The organism is Mucilaginibacter sp. SG564, from assembly GCF_013149275.1.
In the GTDB taxonomy this organism is placed as follows: Bacteria; Bacteroidota; Bacteroidia; order Sphingobacteriales; family Sphingobacteriaceae; genus Mucilaginibacter.
On record NZ_JABGNA010000013.1, the window covers coordinates 112426 to 128671 of the forward strand.

Annotated in this window: 17 protein-coding genes and 3 tRNA genes; 8 read left to right on the forward strand and 12 right to left on the reverse strand. The window is 43.0% G+C overall.

What is annotated here, in order from left to right:
* Positions 1-35: 35 nt before the first annotated feature.
* From FHW89_RS24430 to FHW89_RS24470, 9 genes are all read right to left on the reverse strand, one after another.
* On the reverse strand, positions 36-998 hold the full coding sequence (locus tag FHW89_RS24430) for a hypothetical protein (protein ID WP_172337677.1): 963 nt from the start codon (positions 996-998) through the stop codon (positions 36-38).
* Between the two features lie 209 nt (positions 999-1207).
* Positions 1208-2356 (reverse strand): toxic anion resistance protein, encoded by a 1149-nt coding sequence (locus FHW89_RS24435; RefSeq protein ID WP_172337678.1) that lies wholly within the window; start codon positions 2354-2356, stop codon positions 1208-1210.
* Positions 2357-2479: 123 nt separating this feature from the next.
* Entirely contained in the window at positions 2480-3094 is a 615-nt protein-coding gene (locus FHW89_RS24440) for a TerD family protein (protein WP_172337679.1), read from the reverse strand.
* Positions 3095-3100: 6 nt separating this feature from the next.
* Entirely contained in the window at positions 3101-3655 is a 555-nt protein-coding gene (locus FHW89_RS24445) for a TerD family protein (RefSeq protein WP_172337680.1), read from the reverse strand.
* Positions 3645-4490 carry a phosphoribosyltransferase family protein gene (locus tag FHW89_RS24450; protein WP_172337681.1) on the reverse strand — a complete coding sequence of 282 codons (846 nt, stop codon included), beginning with the start codon at positions 4488-4490 and terminating at the stop codon, positions 3645-3647. Before FHW89_RS24450 ends, FHW89_RS24445 begins: the two co-directional genes overlap by 11 nt.
* A 105-nt stretch (positions 4491-4595) precedes the next feature.
* A complete protein-coding gene (locus FHW89_RS24455; RefSeq protein ID WP_172337682.1) occupies positions 4596-5303 on the reverse strand; it encodes an HAD family hydrolase in 708 nt (235 codons plus the stop codon).
* 196 nt (positions 5304-5499) lie between these two features.
* Positions 5500-6168: a TerD family protein gene (locus FHW89_RS24460; protein ID WP_172337683.1), complete on the reverse strand. Its 669-nt coding sequence runs from the start codon at positions 6166-6168 to the stop codon at positions 5500-5502.
* A gap of 107 nt (positions 6169-6275) precedes the next feature.
* Positions 6276-6851 carry a TerD family protein gene (locus tag FHW89_RS24465; RefSeq protein ID WP_172337684.1) on the reverse strand — a complete coding sequence of 192 codons (576 nt, stop codon included), beginning with the start codon at positions 6849-6851 and terminating at the stop codon, positions 6276-6278.
* 240 nt (positions 6852-7091) lie between these two features.
* Positions 7092-7610 (reverse strand): DinB family protein, encoded by a 519-nt coding sequence (locus FHW89_RS24470; protein WP_172337685.1) that lies wholly within the window; start codon positions 7608-7610, stop codon positions 7092-7094.
* Between the two features lie 18 nt (positions 7611-7628).
* Here FHW89_RS24470 and FHW89_RS24475 point away from each other — a divergent pair, with 18 nt between their 5' ends.
* The 3 genes from FHW89_RS24475 to FHW89_RS24485 all read left to right on the forward strand — a co-directional run bounded on the left by FHW89_RS24475 (position 7629) and on the right by FHW89_RS24485 (position 10888).
* Positions 7629-8483 carry a helix-turn-helix domain-containing protein gene (locus tag FHW89_RS24475; RefSeq protein ID WP_172337686.1) on the forward strand — a complete coding sequence of 285 codons (855 nt, stop codon included), beginning with the start codon at positions 7629-7631 and terminating at the stop codon, positions 8481-8483.
* 76 nt (positions 8484-8559) lie between these two features.
* A complete protein-coding gene (locus tag FHW89_RS24480; RefSeq protein WP_172337687.1) occupies positions 8560-9252 on the forward strand; it encodes a hypothetical protein in 693 nt (230 codons plus the stop codon).
* 76 nt (positions 9253-9328) lie between these two features.
* The gene (locus FHW89_RS24485) at positions 9329-10888 is read left to right on the forward strand and encodes a DHA2 family efflux MFS transporter permease subunit (RefSeq protein WP_172337688.1); all 1560 of its coding nucleotides are present in this window, start codon (positions 9329-9331) and stop codon (positions 10886-10888) included.
* 171 nt (positions 10889-11059) lie between these two features.
* On the opposite strand, the gene FHW89_RS24490 is transcribed toward FHW89_RS24485, so the two are convergent.
* A complete protein-coding gene (locus FHW89_RS24490; protein ID WP_172337689.1) occupies positions 11060-11953 on the reverse strand; it encodes a dienelactone hydrolase family protein in 894 nt (297 codons plus the stop codon).
* Positions 11954-12134: 181 nt separating this feature from the next.
* Here FHW89_RS24490 and FHW89_RS24495 point away from each other — a divergent pair, with 181 nt between their 5' ends.
* Positions 12135-12485, forward strand: a complete 351-nt coding sequence (locus FHW89_RS24495; protein WP_172337690.1) for a hypothetical protein — start codon at positions 12135-12137, stop codon at positions 12483-12485.
* 107 nt (positions 12486-12592) lie between these two features.
* Here FHW89_RS24495 and FHW89_RS24500 read toward each other — a convergent pair whose 3' ends face one another.
* On the reverse strand, positions 12593-12775 hold the full coding sequence (locus tag FHW89_RS24500; RefSeq protein WP_172337691.1) for a hypothetical protein: 183 nt from the start codon (positions 12773-12775) through the stop codon (positions 12593-12595).
* Between the two features lie 194 nt (positions 12776-12969).
* On the opposite strand from FHW89_RS24500, the gene FHW89_RS24505 reads away from it, so the two are divergent.
* The 4 genes from FHW89_RS24505 (at position 12970) to FHW89_RS24520 (ending at position 14144) form a co-directional block, all read left to right on the forward strand.
* Positions 12970-13473, forward strand: a complete 504-nt coding sequence (locus FHW89_RS24505) for a hypothetical protein (RefSeq protein WP_172337692.1) — start codon at positions 12970-12972, stop codon at positions 13471-13473.
* A gap of 192 nt (positions 13474-13665) precedes the next feature.
* Positions 13666-13738: transfer RNA gene (locus FHW89_RS24510), tRNA-Pro, on the forward strand.
* An 11-nt stretch (positions 13739-13749) separates the two neighbouring features.
* Positions 13750-13822: transfer RNA gene (locus tag FHW89_RS24515), tRNA-Ile, on the forward strand.
* A gap of 248 nt (positions 13823-14070) precedes the next feature.
* Positions 14071-14144, forward strand: a tRNA-Cys gene (locus tag FHW89_RS24520).
* A 134-nt stretch (positions 14145-14278) separates the two neighbouring features.
* Here the strand turns inward: FHW89_RS24520 and FHW89_RS24525 are convergent.
* Positions 14279-15886, reverse strand: coding sequence for a glycoside hydrolase family 71/99-like protein (locus tag FHW89_RS24525; protein ID WP_172337693.1), 1608 nt, complete (start codon positions 15884-15886; stop codon positions 14279-14281).
* Positions 15887-16246: the final 360 nt, after the last annotated feature.

The following is a 16246-nucleotide window of genomic DNA, read 5'->3' on the forward strand; positions in this document are numbered from 1 at the left end:
AAACAGGGTAAGGAATAAATTTCGGGTTAAATAAACTAAATTAAATCGGTATTCAACATGCTTTTTAAAATATTGGCCTGTACATCAATATTACTAATGTTTTCCATAAAGCTCATGTCTGATATCTTTTTATAATTATCAGCCAGCAGATTTTTAATCTCTGTGGGCATGGCTGCTTTCATGGCGGCGGCATTGCCTTCCAGCTTGTCGTTCTTATCCCGCAACTCATGTACCAGTTTTTCCTTTTTTGATAGGTTATTGGTCATATCAATACCAGCGATCTTAGCGATATCCAGAAACAGGAACAAACTATCTGTTAACAAGTAAATGAAATAACGGTCGTCGTCAACAAACTTATAAACTTCTGCTACCTGTGTGCCGGCCTTCAATCCACAGTAAAACTCGGTTTTAAATTCATATTTACACAAAACGCCCATCAGTTTACGCTGAATGGTAGCATACTCATCGGTGTAAACGTCCTTATCGTTATAGGCAGTTATCTCCTGCAAAAGTTCTGGAGCGACGGGATAAAAAAAGTCGGGCGCGAACCGCGAGCTGAACGCGTTGATATTTTTTGACAGTGGATTATCGGTCGAATTATCTGATAGTACCTGGAACAGTTTCCGCAGTGACAGATTGACCTTTAATGCCTGGCGTTGTTTTTCGAGGTTGAAGTTTGCCTGCGTATAGTAGGGATCATTTAGCCTGTCGATCATTTCCTTATTGATCTGGATCTCGTCAAAAAGCAGGCTTACGTTGGCTTCGTTATTCTTTTTGATCTTGCGGAGCAGATCGATGAGGCTTTGAGTAAACTGCAGGTGAAACAGATCAAGCTTGTTGATATCCAGCTCAGGGTTGGTTTCAAAAAGCTTGTGGATCACCTGGCTGCGCAGGTATATTTTATAAATGATATCATCACCAAAAAAAACAGAAAGCAATTGCAGCTTACTGAGCATCCGGTTTGATTGATTTAAAATATTTAACCTGCTTTCATCCATCAATTTGGCGACCTCAAATTTTGATTAAATGCAAATTTACTAAAATATGAGTGATTCCATTATAAAGCGTCTGTGAGGGCACAGACGATCTGGTAATAAGAAATACGTCATTGCGAGCGCAGCGTGGCAATCCCCTACTTACAGAGCGGATCTGCTTATTGGGGATTGCCACGCTGCGCTCGCAATGACGCGTGTTTTGTATTTTGGGATTATGCGTTGGTCACCGTTTTTTTCAGTTCCACTTCCAGGTTTTGCAGTTCGGTGTTGAGGGTTTTGCGGTTGGCGGTACCTTCTTCGTGAATGCGTTTAACCTCGGTAAGGGTTTCAATAAGCGACGCGGTTGTTTTCTTCAAAGTATCCAGCGATACTACCGTTTTCTCATTTTCCTTAGCTACGTCAATACTGTTTTGTTTCAGCAGCTCGGCGTTCTTTTGCAAAATAGTGTTGGTGGTGTCCGAGATCTTTTTCTGCATCTCCACGTTTTCCTTCTGGCGGTTCAGGGCTACAGCAATAGTCAGCTGGTTTTTCCAAACCGGGATAGTGGTTGATACGATGGACTGTGCTTTTTCGGCAATGGTGGTATTGTTGCTTTGCACCACGCGTATTTGCGCCAGCGATTGCAGCATGATGAAACGTACCACTTTCAAATCGGCCAGGCGTTTGTCTAAACGGTTCACAAAGTCGCGCATATCGGCAATTTCATAATCGTTATAGGCCGATGGATTGGCATCCATTTGCGCCAGCTGCTCGCTCAGTTCATTGTACTTTAACTGGCCCGATATAATGAGCTCTTCCATCTGGTGGATGTAACCCACGTTGCTGTCAAACATGGTTTGCAGCGAGCTGTTATCCTTTAATGAATTAACGCGACCAGCCTTGATCTTGTTGGTGATCTTGTCAATATTATTAATTACTGTATCGTACTTCTGGAAAAGCTTTTTGGCATCAACCACTAGCTTTTTCATAAAAGGGATGTGCGATATAAAAGAGGTGAACGCGTTCTGGTTCAGCTCATCCACATCAATATAGTTCAGTTCGGTAAGCAGTTCGTTGATGAGGCCGCCAACTTCGCCAGAGTTATAGGTACGTACAGAGGTGAGGAAAGTATTGCTATACTTTTCCATCGAATTTTGCACCTCTGTACCATAATTGAGAATGGAGTTTACATCCTTGGGGTCAAGGGCTTTAGCTACTTCGCCATATTTTTGAACTTCGGCCGAAGTAATGTTAGTTAAATCAACATTACCTTCCTTATCCAGCAATTTTGCCGGTGTATTGGTACTTGTAGCCGGGGCTGGATTAATATCTAAATTAACCGGGGTTATATTTAGTTCGTTATTTCCTGGTGTGCCTTCCATGATTTTATTGAGTTTTAATGTTTTTTAGTTCATGGTTCATAGATCATGGTTCATGGCAAAATTTGCACAAACTACCAATTACTATGATCTATGAACCATGATCCATGAACTATCATTCATGAACTATAAATAATTCTGTGCCATGGTTTTCACCGACTCTTCCAGTTTCCTGTCGCGGGTTGGTTCGCCAATGGCGTTAAATTTCCATTCGCCGTTCTTTTTGTAAAATACGCCCATCGCCATAGATACGTGACCGGCAAAATCTTTGCTATGCGCAATATCATAGGTAGCAAATACTTCGTTTACCCGGGTTGGTGTACCTTCATAAATGCGGATGGACGCAAAAGGAATAGTACCAAAATCCTGCCCGCGGAAGCTGTTGAGGATAAAACCCACATAGCTTACCGAAGCGCTCAGGGCCGAAAGATCAACGGTGATCACTTCGTTGTCCAGACCATCATTTCCCGATAAATCGCCTGTCAAATCGTCACCACTGTGTTTTACCGCGCCATCTTTTGATTTAAGGTGACCAAAGTAAACCACATCTATCAGTTGTTTGTTATCATCATATAAAGCGCAGCTGGCGTCAAGGTCAACCGCTTCTTTGGTAGTGCCAAAACCAAAAAGGCCTTTCTTTTCAATAGCGCCCCAGTTAATGCCTACACAAATCGTTTGCAATTTGCTGCCGTTACTTTTTTCCAGACTTATCCGTTGTCCTTTTTGAAGATTGATAGCCATATGATATTATTGGTATTTTGTTAAATAATCCTTTAAACCGCCTTTCATGCCAACGCCTACAGCTTCAAATTTCCAGTTGTTATCTTTTTTGTAGATCCGGCCAAATTCAACAGCTGTTTCTATCGAAAAATCTTCTTCCAGCTCATATTTTAAAATATCGGCGCCTGTACCCGGGTCAAATATCCGGATGAAAGAATTGCGCACCTGGCCAAAATTCTGTTTACGGGCTTCAGCCTCGTGAATAGTTACCACGATGCATATTTCGGATACTTTAGCATCAATCTTTGACAGATCTACTTTGATCTGTTCATCGTCGCCATCACCGGCTCCAGTCAGGTTATCACCGGTATGCTCAACCGAACCATCAGGTGATTTCAAGTTGTTATAAAAAACAAAATATTCGTCGGCTATAATTTTTTTGTTATCGCCCAATATAAAAACAGAAGCGTCCAAATCAAACGCGCTCCCGGTTGAAGAACTGTTGGTATCCCATCCCAGGCCAATGGTAAATTTGGGGGCATTAATGCTTTCCCGCTGACCTTTTTGCAAGTTAATTGCCATGTTGAATTAAGTTATGATTGTTTAAAAATAGGTTTTCTTTTATAAAGTTCAGGTTAAGTTCATATGCTTCGATGGTATGGTAGCCGTTGCCCAACGCCATATCATAAAGCAAGTTTATAAAATCAAATGTTTGATCCTGAATAAAAATACAAAAACTCTCAAAATCGTAGTTTAAAATATACTTTACGATACGGGTATTGATGCAAAAGTTATTGCTCTTGATGATGCTATCCAGATCAAAGATATTTTTTACCTGGTGATAGTTTAAATAATTCTCGATATTGGGGTGGATGTTTTTATTGATCAGTTCGGCAAAGTACAGCATGAATATATTGTTGCGTAGGCCATACTCGCCCGCCATTTTCATGATCATGCGCTCATGACTTCCGGTTATCTTGATATCATCCAGAAATATCAGCGTTTTGTCCTGTAAAAAATCCTTATCAATATGGAACGAATCATTACCAATCAGGTTCATCCTTTGCTCTGCATCCAGCTCACCATAATCTTCCTTGTAAGTTATGGTGCGGTGCACCTTGGTTTCCTGCACTACCGGGTAACCATGCCGGGCCAGCCAACGGTTAAGTCGGGCCACAAACCAGTTTTTCATGGCGAAGGTAGCCGTCGGGATAAACGAATACGGGCTTGATATCACCACAATTTGCTGTTTGATGGGGTTTTCGGTAAGGTAATCCCTGATAAAGCCATCGGCCAGGTGTGTGCCAAAATACTTGGCCACCGCATCATCCCCAAACTTAAAACGACTGTAGTCATCCGGATTAAACCCAAATGCCTGCGCATTGCTGATATGATGTAATGAATAGGTAGTGTTCATTCGCCAATTATTGAATTAATGATTTAGTGAATTAGTGATTTCTTTATTCTGTAAGTCAAAAAATCCTTACTCCAAAAATCTTTGTTCTTTGTTCCAAAAATCCTTTTATCTATAATAAGTTAATAATGAAGAAATGGATGTGTTGTTTGAATTGACAAGCAAACTTTTTATGCCTGCCGCCGCGGCACCTTCAATATCGGCCTTAGGGTTATCGCCGATGTGAATGATGCCAGCTAAAGTTATATTTTTTTTTGTATTGATCTGTTTAATATTTTCAAGCATCAAATTAAAAAACTCCAGGTTTGGTTTCGACATGCTCACCTCGTCTGAGTACAGCTGAAAATCAAAGTATTTATCTATCTTTAATTTGGCCAGTACCTTTTTTAATGTTGCTCCTTTTATAAAACCGGTGTTGCTTAGCAAGCTAAACGTAGCACCACTTTTTTGTTTTAGATTATCTAATATCTCAATTGTTACAGGCTCGTAAACCGTAGGCAGGTAGTTAAATACCAGAGCTTCCATATCGGCATAAAGCTTTTGGGCATCGATATCATTCAAATTCAACTGGTTATCATTGATCAGGCTGATCGCCATCAGGAACATTTCTTCGGCATCGATATTTTTGCCAGTACGCTCGTTAATGGCATTACACATCAAGTCGACAGTGCGAAATGCCTTGGCCACTTCATCAATACTTTTACCCGATGGGTTAAAATCACGGTGAAATATCTTAGTACGCTCAGTTTTATAATCAGGATTGGAACGGATCAGTGTTAGCCAAAGATCAAAAGAATAGTGCTGGTAATAAGGCATGGTTCTGGGAAAGAGAGTCAAGAGGAGAGAATCAAGAGATTGGAGTCAGGAATCAAGACAAAAAACCTTTGTCATCCTGAGCGGCAGCGAAGGATCTATTGGTCGGCGATGCCTGACGAGTAGATCCTTCATTACATTCAGCATGACAAGGGAGGTCCTAATTCTTGGCTCTTGATTCTAACATCTTGCCTCTTTTTTAATATTGTTTAAGTATTTCTAAAAAGTTGTCGGTGGTATGCGGCTCGCCGATGGCGCGGAATTTCCAGGTGCCGTCTTTGCGGTAAACTTCGGCAAAGGTCATGGAGCACATGCCGTTGTACGTGGAATCACCGGAGAGGCTGAACTTGGCTATCTCCTTGCCATGATTATCTACCGCGCGGATAAAAGCATTATCCACCATACCAAAGTGCTGGTTATTTTTGCGTCCCTGGTATATGGCTACGATGAAAAGGATACGATCGAATTTTGGGTCGAGGGAATCCAATTTAACGATGATCTGCTCATCGTCGCCATCGCCCGCACCGGTGCGGTTATCGCCGGTAAGCCAGATATTACCCGACGGGTGACGCATAGAATTGAAATAGATCACATCACCTTCGTACAGGCTCACAGTATTACCATTTGGCTTTTGAAACGAACGGCCTCTATCGACTACTCTGCCGTTTTTATCCAGCAGAAAAGCGATAGCATCCAGATCATATTCAGCCTCTTCGCCGCCGCCAAAAAGTTTGCCCAAAAAGCCGCCACCACCACTTTGTTTTACATCCCAGCCCAAGCCAATAGTAACCGACGACAGATCAAAACTCTCGCCTTTATCATTTTTACGCAGGTCAATTGTTTGACCTTTTACTAAATTAATTGCCATAGTTGTATAATTTAATAGCCTCACCCTGCCCTCTCCAAAGGAGAGGGTTTTAAAAAAACCTTTTATTAAAGTCCTCTCCTTGGGAGAGGATTTAGGTGAGGCTCCTTTTACTTAATGATCTGCCCTTTAAAATATTTACTTAAAAAGAAGGCCAGGTCTTCCTTATAGCCCACGCCCGATGCCTCAAATTTCCAGGCGCCGGCACGACGGTATAACCTGCCGAACTCAACAGCCGTTTCGATCGAAAAATCTTCGCCCAGTTCATATTTACAAACCTCGCTGCCGGTTAGTTCATCAATGATACGGATGTAGGAGTCGCGCACCTGGCCAAAGTTTTGACGGCGGGGTTGCGCCTCGTGTATGGTTACTACAAATAATATCTCCTGTATTTTGGGATCTACTTTGGTCAGGTCCACATTGATGGATTCGTCATCGCCGCCATCGCTGTTGCCGCCAGACGGATCATCGCCGGTGTGGTGAACGGCCGTGTCGGGCGAGTCGACATTATTATAAAAAACAAAAAATTCATCCTGCGGAACAAAGCGGTTCTCGTCTATCATAATTGCCGATACGTCCAGATCAAAATCGTACCCTGTGCCTTCGTTTGGGTTCCAGCCCAAACCAATTGTCATTTTTGATAAACCGAGATCTATTTTTTGTCCCTTTTGTAAGTTAATAGCCATGTTAAAAGTATTTTATTAAAAACTTCAGCATCCCTATAATATTGCAGGCGCCAAGTTTGTTTTGTTCGTGAATTGATATTTTAAATATTAGTCTAAGATATATCCTTTTTTAATCGGTGCAGCCTAAACAACATAACAATTATGTTAGGTTACATCCAAAGATTGTGACTAAGGAAAATGCGGAATGTTACAGAGGCAATTACTAAAGGGCTTTCCTGATAATGAATAAATGTACCTCGCTTACTCCAACACCCGCCTAATATAATTCACTTGTCCCAAATGATAATTCAAATGAGCGAACAACTGCACCAGTACATAACTCACAGACGTATGCGGCTTGTCGAAAAATATGGGAAACTCCGCCTCCATCTGTTCTGGAGTGAGGTTATTTATGGTTCGATTGATCAGCAAAATCAACTCCTCCAGCCCGCTGGTAAGCTCTTCTCTTTTTACACCTTTGCGGGTAAACTCTTCATCACGGTTTCGGATATAACCACTTTTTGCAAGCGTTGCGCCAATAAGGTGGTTGAGGCCGCCAATGAGGTGCAATACCAGGTTTCCGGCGGGGTTTTTAACCGTGCCCTGGATGCGCCAAAGATCATCTTCACTTTTAAATAAGTTCACTTCCTCTATTAATTTACGAAGATCTCGCTCATAAAAACCGGCCAGTACATCGTTCAGCATAAGCATGTTATTTACTTGTAAAATTACGTCACCTAAATTTACAAAAACTGATGCTATCCATGCATCAATATTCAAAATGATTACTTTTGAACAATGAGCAACATCCCCATTCATTTATTAAAGGACCGTACCGACTTTGGCCTGCACCTAAAATATTTTAAAAAGGGCGACCCTGTAGAGGTGGATCCGCGGGTGCTTGAGGCGCACCGGGATGATCATTATATTTTTTTTGTGATAGAACAAGGTTCCGGATCTTTGATGATCGATTTTAACGAGGTTCATTTATCCGGCGGTATGTTGTATTACATCCTGCCAACCCAGGTGCATCAACGCATCCGTAACGAACATACAGATGGCTGGTTTATTGGGGTTGATACCTCCTTAATTCCTCCTCAGTGCCGTAATGTATTTGAGGGGCAGCTATTCCTTCAGCAACCTTACACGTTCAATGATACACAGCTCCGGCAATGCAAAAGCCTGCTGACATTGCTCTACGAAAAATATAATGAGGATGATACCGATCCCTTTTATGCAACAACCATCCATGCCTTGCTAAAATCTTTTTTAACCATCGCGGCAGGCTGTTATAACGGATATACCGGTACAAATTTAAAAGTCTCCCGTCCGGCCCAGCTCACCAGCCAGTTCAAAAACCTGCTGGTAACCGAGTTACGATCAAATAAAAGTCCGGCGGATTATGCCTCCATGCTTAACGTGTCTGAAGCTTACCTGAGCGAAGCGTTGAAGAAGATCACCGGGTTCCCTGTAAGTTACTGGATACAGCAGGAAGTAACCATGGAAGCCAAACGCCTGTTATACTATAGCCAACTCACAGTTAAAGAAATCGCCCATACTTTGGGCTATACCGATCATTCCTATTTCTCTCGTTTATTCCGTAAAGTAACGGGCACCTCGGCAATCGCATTTCGGGAGCAATACCGAAAATAGTCCTATCATTACGCCAAAGCCGCCATTTACTTACACATAAAAAGCCAGTTTCTTTGTACCATCAAAAATATATTACATGGAAACATCTATTTTACAACAAATAAAAAACAAAGCGGTAAAATTCATCGGACCGCAACTGCTCCTGGCCGGGCGGGTGCTGGAAGTGCGTGTTTGGGACTCCGCTACCATCATAGAGATCGACCTGCATTTACCCCTTGTTGATATGCGCCAATGGGTCGAAGTACCCTATATTAAATTCAAAGTGGGCGAGTCATGCTACCGCGATTATACCCCATTTGGCTGGGATGCGGATACCGCCACTTGCTCATTGCTCGTCGATATCGCGCATGATGGCTGCGGAAGCCGCTGGGCAAGGCAGCTTTGTGCCGGCGACACGATTCAATACATCAAGATAGGCACTACACACCAGGCACCGCATCCTACCAACCTGGTAGTAGGCCTGGGCGATGCCAGTAGTCTGGGGCACCTATTAGCCTTACAACAGCTCACTTTGCCTGGAATCCGTTTTGACGGCGCCGTATTACTGGACAGTCCACACACCGGGCAATTAGTTAAGGATTATTTTCATTCACCGCTAAACACGCTAACCAACCAATATGCACTGGCTACCTGGCTAATGGAGCAGGGCTACTGCACACCGCACACCTCATTTTACCTCACCGGAAATCGTGGACTGGTGGTTGAACTACGCAGCTTGTTAAGAAACCTGGGCCATTCCAACATCCAGGCAAAAGGATTTTGGTCGTGATCTGTCCAATTAGGGCAATACCATTCGAATTATCTTAAGAACCCCTATTTATTAAAATCATATACACATATCCTTTATGGAAACCGGATTCAGAAAATGGATCATCGTTATCACCATTATCACTTCAACCATTATTGAGCTGATTGATACTACCATTGTTAACGTATCCATCAATACCATGAGTGGTAACCTGGGCGCTTCTCTTGAAGATACTGCCTGGGTGATCACTTCCTACGCTATTGCCAACGTGATCATCATTCCCATGACCAGCTTTTTAGCCGAAAAGATTGGCCGGAAACAATATTACATCGGCTCTATTTTATTATTTACGCTGGCATCGGCCATGTGCGGGTTCTCTACTAATTTATGGGAACTGGTGGCCTTTCGTTTTCTGCAGGGTATCGGTGGTGGCGCATTATTATCCACCTCACAGTCCATCCTTTTTGAAACATTTCCTCCAAAAGAACGGGCAACCGCCAGCGGCATATTCAGTCTGGGTATTATTATCGGCCCCTCCATCGGTCCGGTAATGGGCGGTTATATCGTGGATAATTTAACGTGGCAATGGATCTTCTATGTCAATATTCCTATCGGGATCGCGGCAGCGCTTTTATCCTACATCTACCTTAAACCTACCCAAAGATCAAATGATGGCCGGAGCATCGACTGGCTCGGTATTTTTCTGCTCACCGTCGGCGTGGGCTCGTTGCAGGTGGTTTTAGAGCGCGGCCAAACCGACGACTGGTTCGCAGCAACTTACATCCTGGTGCTCTGCATTATTTCGGCACTATCAATAGCCACCCTGATCTGGTGGGAGTTAAAAACGCCATTCCCGGTTATTAACCTGCGGGTGCTAAAAAGTACCACCTTATCCATTTCGGCTATTATGACCTTTGTTTTGGGCTTTGGCTTATTTAGCAACGTGTTTGTTTTCCCTTTGTTTTCACAGCGCATTATCGGTTACTCGGCATTCCAAACCGGTACCATGCTGCTGCCGGGTACTTTGATGGCGGCTATGATCTCTCCCTTTTTAGGTAAGATGCTGCAAAGCGGACTACGGCCACAATACCTCATCATTTTAGGGTTTGGCCTTTCGGCGGCATTTGGGTATATCATGTCGGGATCAAACCTGGCCACCGGGGGAGCATACTTTTTTATCCCTTTAATCTTCCGGGGACTTAGCGCGGCCTTGCTGATCGTTCCATTAACAGCCCTGGCTGTTTCGGAATTGAAACCGGCAGAGATACCACAAGGCGCGGCGCTAAATAATATGATGCGGCAAATGGGTGGTTCATTCGGCATTGCTTTAATTAACACCTACATAGCACACCGGGAGGCAGCCAACCGCACTGCCCTGATCACGCATGTTACCGCCTCAGATCCGCAAACTATGATGCGGCAGCAATCGCTTATCCAAAACTTCATGGCGCACGGTTCTAACTACCTGCGTGCTCTGCAGCAATCCATCAACGCGCTGGAGAACATTGTGGTTAGGCAAACTTTTTTATTGAGTTATATGGATGCGTTTTTACTACTGGCTATTTTAAATGCCTGCTGTATCCCCTTGGTTATCATAACTATTAAAAGACGGAAAGAAGCAAAAGCGGTGAAGGTGACTGTACCGGATGCGCATTGAGGGGGAGGGTAAGCTGGTTCGACAATATAACCAAAAGATGTCATTTCGAACGAGGTACGAGGAGAAATCTTCTGCGACTTAAAGCTGAAGCTTTGCACCAAGCAGAAGATTTCTCTTTCGCGCAACGCTCTCACCCACCCTGGCTCTATCGAAATGACATTGGAGAGGGCATTACCCGTTTTTCAAATACTCACTAAAAAAATCAATGGTTCTTTTCCAGGCCAGGTCTGCAGCGGCTTTATCGTAGCGGGGCGTGGTATTGTTATGAAAACCATGGTTGGCATTTTCATAAATATAGGCTTGGTATTTTTTGCCATTTTCTTTTAAGGCGGCTTCGTATGGTGGCCAGCCTTCGGTAATGCGTGTATCCAGTGCCGCGTAATGTAATAGCAATGGTGCTTTTATCTTAGGAACATCGGCAATGGTGGGCTGGGCCCCGTAAAAAGGAACGGCAGCTGTCAGTTCCGGAACGCGCACGGCCATCATATTGGCAATTCCGCCGCCAAAGCAAAAGCCTACAACACCCACTTTGCCATTGCAATCTTTGTGATCTTTCAGGTAATGGAACGCGTCTATAAAATCCTCTTCCATTTCGGCTTTGTCTCGCTTGCTTTGCATCGCACGACCATCATCATCGTTACCTGGATAGCCTCCAAGGGGAGTCAGGGCATCGGGAGCCAGGGTAATAAACCCGGCAAGGGCCGCTCTTCGGGCCACATCTTCAATGTAGGGGTTCAGTCCGCGATTTTCATGAACCACTACTATACCTCCAAGTTTACTTTTGGCATCTGCCGGTTTTGATAAAAGGGCTTTAATTGTTCCGCCACCTTTTGGCGATGTATAGTTGATATATCCCGATTCCAAACGCAGATCATCGGCCTTAACCTCCGCAGTAGTCTGATAATTTGGCATCAGGAAACTCATCAGCGCAGGTACGGTTAAACCGCCCACTGCATACAGAGAAAGTTTTTCAACAAATGCACGGCGATTAAGGCGATTGTGCGCATAGTCGTCATAAAGGTCAAATACTTCCTGCTTGATATCTTCTTTATTAATCTGGCTCATAGGTTTTGAATTTGAAGGCTGTATTCAAATTTAGTTATTCAAGGTAATTGTTTTTGATGGAAGTAGTAACAGTATCGTTACTTAAAAACAAAAGATAAAAACGCGGAAGAAGGTGAATGAATAAATCAAGGCTTTGTTGGTACGGCTTAATAAATTAAATTTTTTTTGAGATATTTAAAAAATGGATGATATCACCATAGAAAAAGCCGACTATATTATAGCCCATTATATGGAGTTGATGAATTGGGAAGAGCGTAAAGCTTTAAGGCATCATGTATCAACCATTAAATTGGAAGGAGCAACAGATGTAAGGCCAACCCGCATGTATTTAAAAACAGGCTGGCTAAGTGATGACCCGCTGATATTAAACTATCTGGGCGAGGGATATGTAAAGTTTACGCTGAACTGCGCGGAGCGTATTCTGAAAGATAACCCCGCCGAAGTGTTTTTTAATTTATGCCCTGTATGTAAAAAATTGGCCCGCACGCCGCTGGCTAAGCAATGCAGATGGTGCGGCCACGATTGGCATTAGCGCCACCCGACAGTCAAATGCATAAAATCTCTTATACCAGGAGGCTGAAGAAACAAATCAGGTACCTGACCGTGCCTGTATAAGCATAAATTAAAAAGGGGTGGCCTTTAGAAACAGGCCGGCCCGTGGCTGCTGCCAAATGGATACTTGTTAGCTCTGCCATGGGTGTAATGATCACATACTTTATGATCGCGGTACATTTTGGGTGTAGTGGCTTGGTTGGTGTGCAATTCTGAATGAATAGCTTCAGTCTTATCAGGCTGAGGAACTATCGTAGCTTTTTTCTTCATGACGAATCCTCCTGAAATTAAGGTTTTAGAACAATTGGTTGTATAAATTTAAGTATAAAACCTGCTCATTGCAAGTGTTTTATGAAGAAAATATTATTTATTTATAAAAAATATCCCCTGCACCTTTGCGTTTGCCAGGTAAAAGCTGATCATTACTTTCAAATAATTAACTTTATGGCCAGTACATTCTTATCATGAGATTATTACCCTACGAAAATTTCTATATCGTAACCCAACTAAAGCCCGCAGAGGTACAGGAACGCTTAGCAACCGAAATTGAACCTGTCACACCATTTACCTTTAGAAAATTATTCGTTCGTAAATCTGCTTATTTCTTTAAAGGGTACGTGGAAGATAACCGTTTCAAAATCATACGAATAATTTTTCATCGTAATTCGTTCCTGCCGTTTATTAAAGGTTCTACCGAAAGTTATTTGACCGGCAGCCGGGTACATATCATCATGTATATGCACATACTGGTTACTTTGTTTATGTGTATCTGGTTTGGTATGACAGGTTTTGGCGCCATAATATATTTAACAGGGGCTACTCCAAATAAGTTTTCCCCGCCACCACTCATCGCCTTATCGATGTTTCTATTTGGCTATGGTATGATGATAGGTGCATTTAAGTACGAAAGCATCAAAGCAAAAGATAAACTCCTGGAGTTATTCGAGGGCGAAATAGATTACAAATAAAATAATTTCAGAAATTTCTTGATTTTATAAATTAATTGCGTATCATTGTATCATGAAAACAACAACAATACAATGCTGCATACCGCAACCGATTTATCGGATGGGATAGCTATGTATTGAAAAAAATATAATCAAACACGCGAATCCTCTTAGATAAATCTAAGGGGATTTTTTGCTTTAGGGAGAAATTTCAGGGTAGTATATCAATTGGCTAGATTACCTGCTTTGGGAGCAGGAGGTCCCGGTTCGAATCCGGGTTACCCTAGTGATTACAAAGGAAATATAGCTCAATGGTTAGAGCGTCACCCTTATACGGTGTTGGTTAAAGGTTCAAGTCCTTTTATTTCCACAAGGATTTATTTTCCTATGGTGCAACGGCAGCACATCAGATTCTGGATCTGAAAGTCGTGGTTCGAACTGGCTCTTGAGCAGGTAGTGCCTGGGCTGAGTGAGCGAAAAATCCACGTAGGAAAACAGGAATATTTAAAAGCAACAGCGGTTGTTTTACCCTGATTTGTTTTGCTTAACCGGTGCACGGCCGGGTAGGGTGAAGTGCGCAATAAATTACAGAAATTTCTGTAATTTATTATATAAAATGGCCGGTTGCCCGAGTGGTTCAAGGGAGTCCTCTGCAAAAGGAATGTCCGCAAGTTCGAATCTTGTACCGGCCTCATTTATTTTCCATTGAATAGGTTAATCAGCATGCTGCACACCCTGCTTATGGTATAAACTTAAAAACTTACGAAGTTTTAAAAACTTCGTAAGTTTCACATCTCTTTAAAATTGTTGCCCTTGGCTCGGGGAATTAGTTAATCGTCCACTGGCTGCTTTCGGCAGTAGCTCCAATAGCGGTACATTGGGCAAACCCGCTCTGGTTTTCAAGATTCAGATAGGTATTCTGCCACTCATTACGGAGGCGCTTGTAGCCATTGTAATCTTCCAACACCCAATAGCTGCTATAAAAACTATCCGGAACAGCGGTACTTTCGGCATAACTGTACAGATGTTCAATGTTGAGGTAATGACCGGTACCTACATTTTTGATACGGGTATGTCCGTTAACCTGCTCCAACGTCCATTTACCATTGGCTACAGTGCTTGATGAGCTGTATTTAGCCTGCCCGTTATCCTCGTACAGGTAAGTATTCAGCCACCGGTTTTTGATACTTACACCCGTAGTAACAGGAGGCGTAGTACCACCGCCACCAATGGTGTTCATCAGGTTTTCGGCATCAACGGGCTGCACATTGGCAAAATAGGTAAACACCTGATTAAGCTGGTTTTGCACGCTGGAATTACCTTTGTATTGTTTGCGGTACTGGTATAAACGGTAGATCTGCTCCAACTCATGCTGATGGTAAGGTACACCCAATTTTTGCTGCATGGTGGTTAAAAAGCCATACCCAAATTCAACAGTGGGCTCGATCATGGTACCTTCGCCATAGTCATTCCAGGTGGCAAACTGGATGATGCCTACACTTGATGCCAGGGCTTTATCCAACATGGTACTAAAAGTTGAAGTACCGTTGTAGGCGATTTGCCAGGTTGGCCCACTGGCACCACCAGCTTGGTAAAAGGAGTTGAAGCCCGGGTATACCACGCCTACAGAGATCGGAAAGCTAGATGCCTGTGCGTAATAGTTATTCACCACAGTTGGATGATCCTGGTATATCCACGGGAATTCGCCACCAGCATTGTTGGCACCAACCTGGCTGGTAAAGCCGTACAACGGAATAACTTTGGGTTTCGGATTCAGTCCGGCCAGTATCTGATCCCACTCTGATGAGGAGTGAAATGTTATTGGCCCAAAGTTGAGCACTACCGGTACATTGTTTACCCTAAGGTAATTACTCTGACCAAAGTAGTTGCTTTGCATATAGGTAAAATCGCCATGGGCACCGCTGGTTTGGCCGGCATCCCAGTTACGATCTTCCTCCACAATGGAGAACTGCAAACCTACCGCATTCAGCTTGGCTATCAGCGCATTGGAATTATTGAGATTGTCTGGATAGTCATATTGAACACGGGTACCGGGCCAGTCGATGGTAACGCCATCAACACCTGAGTATTTCATGAGTAATAACTGATACTCAATAATATCGGGATCACTGGAGGCATAGGGCCCGGTCTGCGGGTAGTAATAAGCGGCAATTTGCCGGCGACCGTTGGTAATGATGTCGGGATTTTGGGTGTTCATTTTCCAGTGATAACCCCAGGCGCCTTTTGACTCCGGTGTTTCAAACCAGGGCATCCAGTGCATAAAGATCTTTTTGGAGGTTGATTTGCCTATCGGAACAGCGGCAAGCGTTTTGTTCTTGACAGCATTAGCTTGATCGGAATTGTTTTCCGGCGAGTTTTTCTTACAGCCAAAGCATAGCATAGCCATAAGCATACAAACAGTGAGCTTTCTCATAAGGTAATTGGTTTTTAATTGGTTACAGCATCCGGACTTTCGGATGGCCCGGCATTTAATACAAAGGAGGGAAGTTTATGGCGTAATATGCAGCAAAAGCCAGGCTGCGGAGAGAGAATATAAATCAATAATCAATTTACTTCATGCATAACAATCTAAATATCAACAAAATACATAAAAAGCAAAGACTTATAAACCGATGAAAAATATAAACTATTAGAATTATAAATAGTGGAAAAATAAGGCTTATTATGGATTAGGATCGTGTTTAGATCCTAATCCTAAAGAGAGACTCGAACCCTCAGGAGGTTTTACAAACTACAGTCTGTATGGCAAACAGGCCCGATAAAGTTTGTCGCA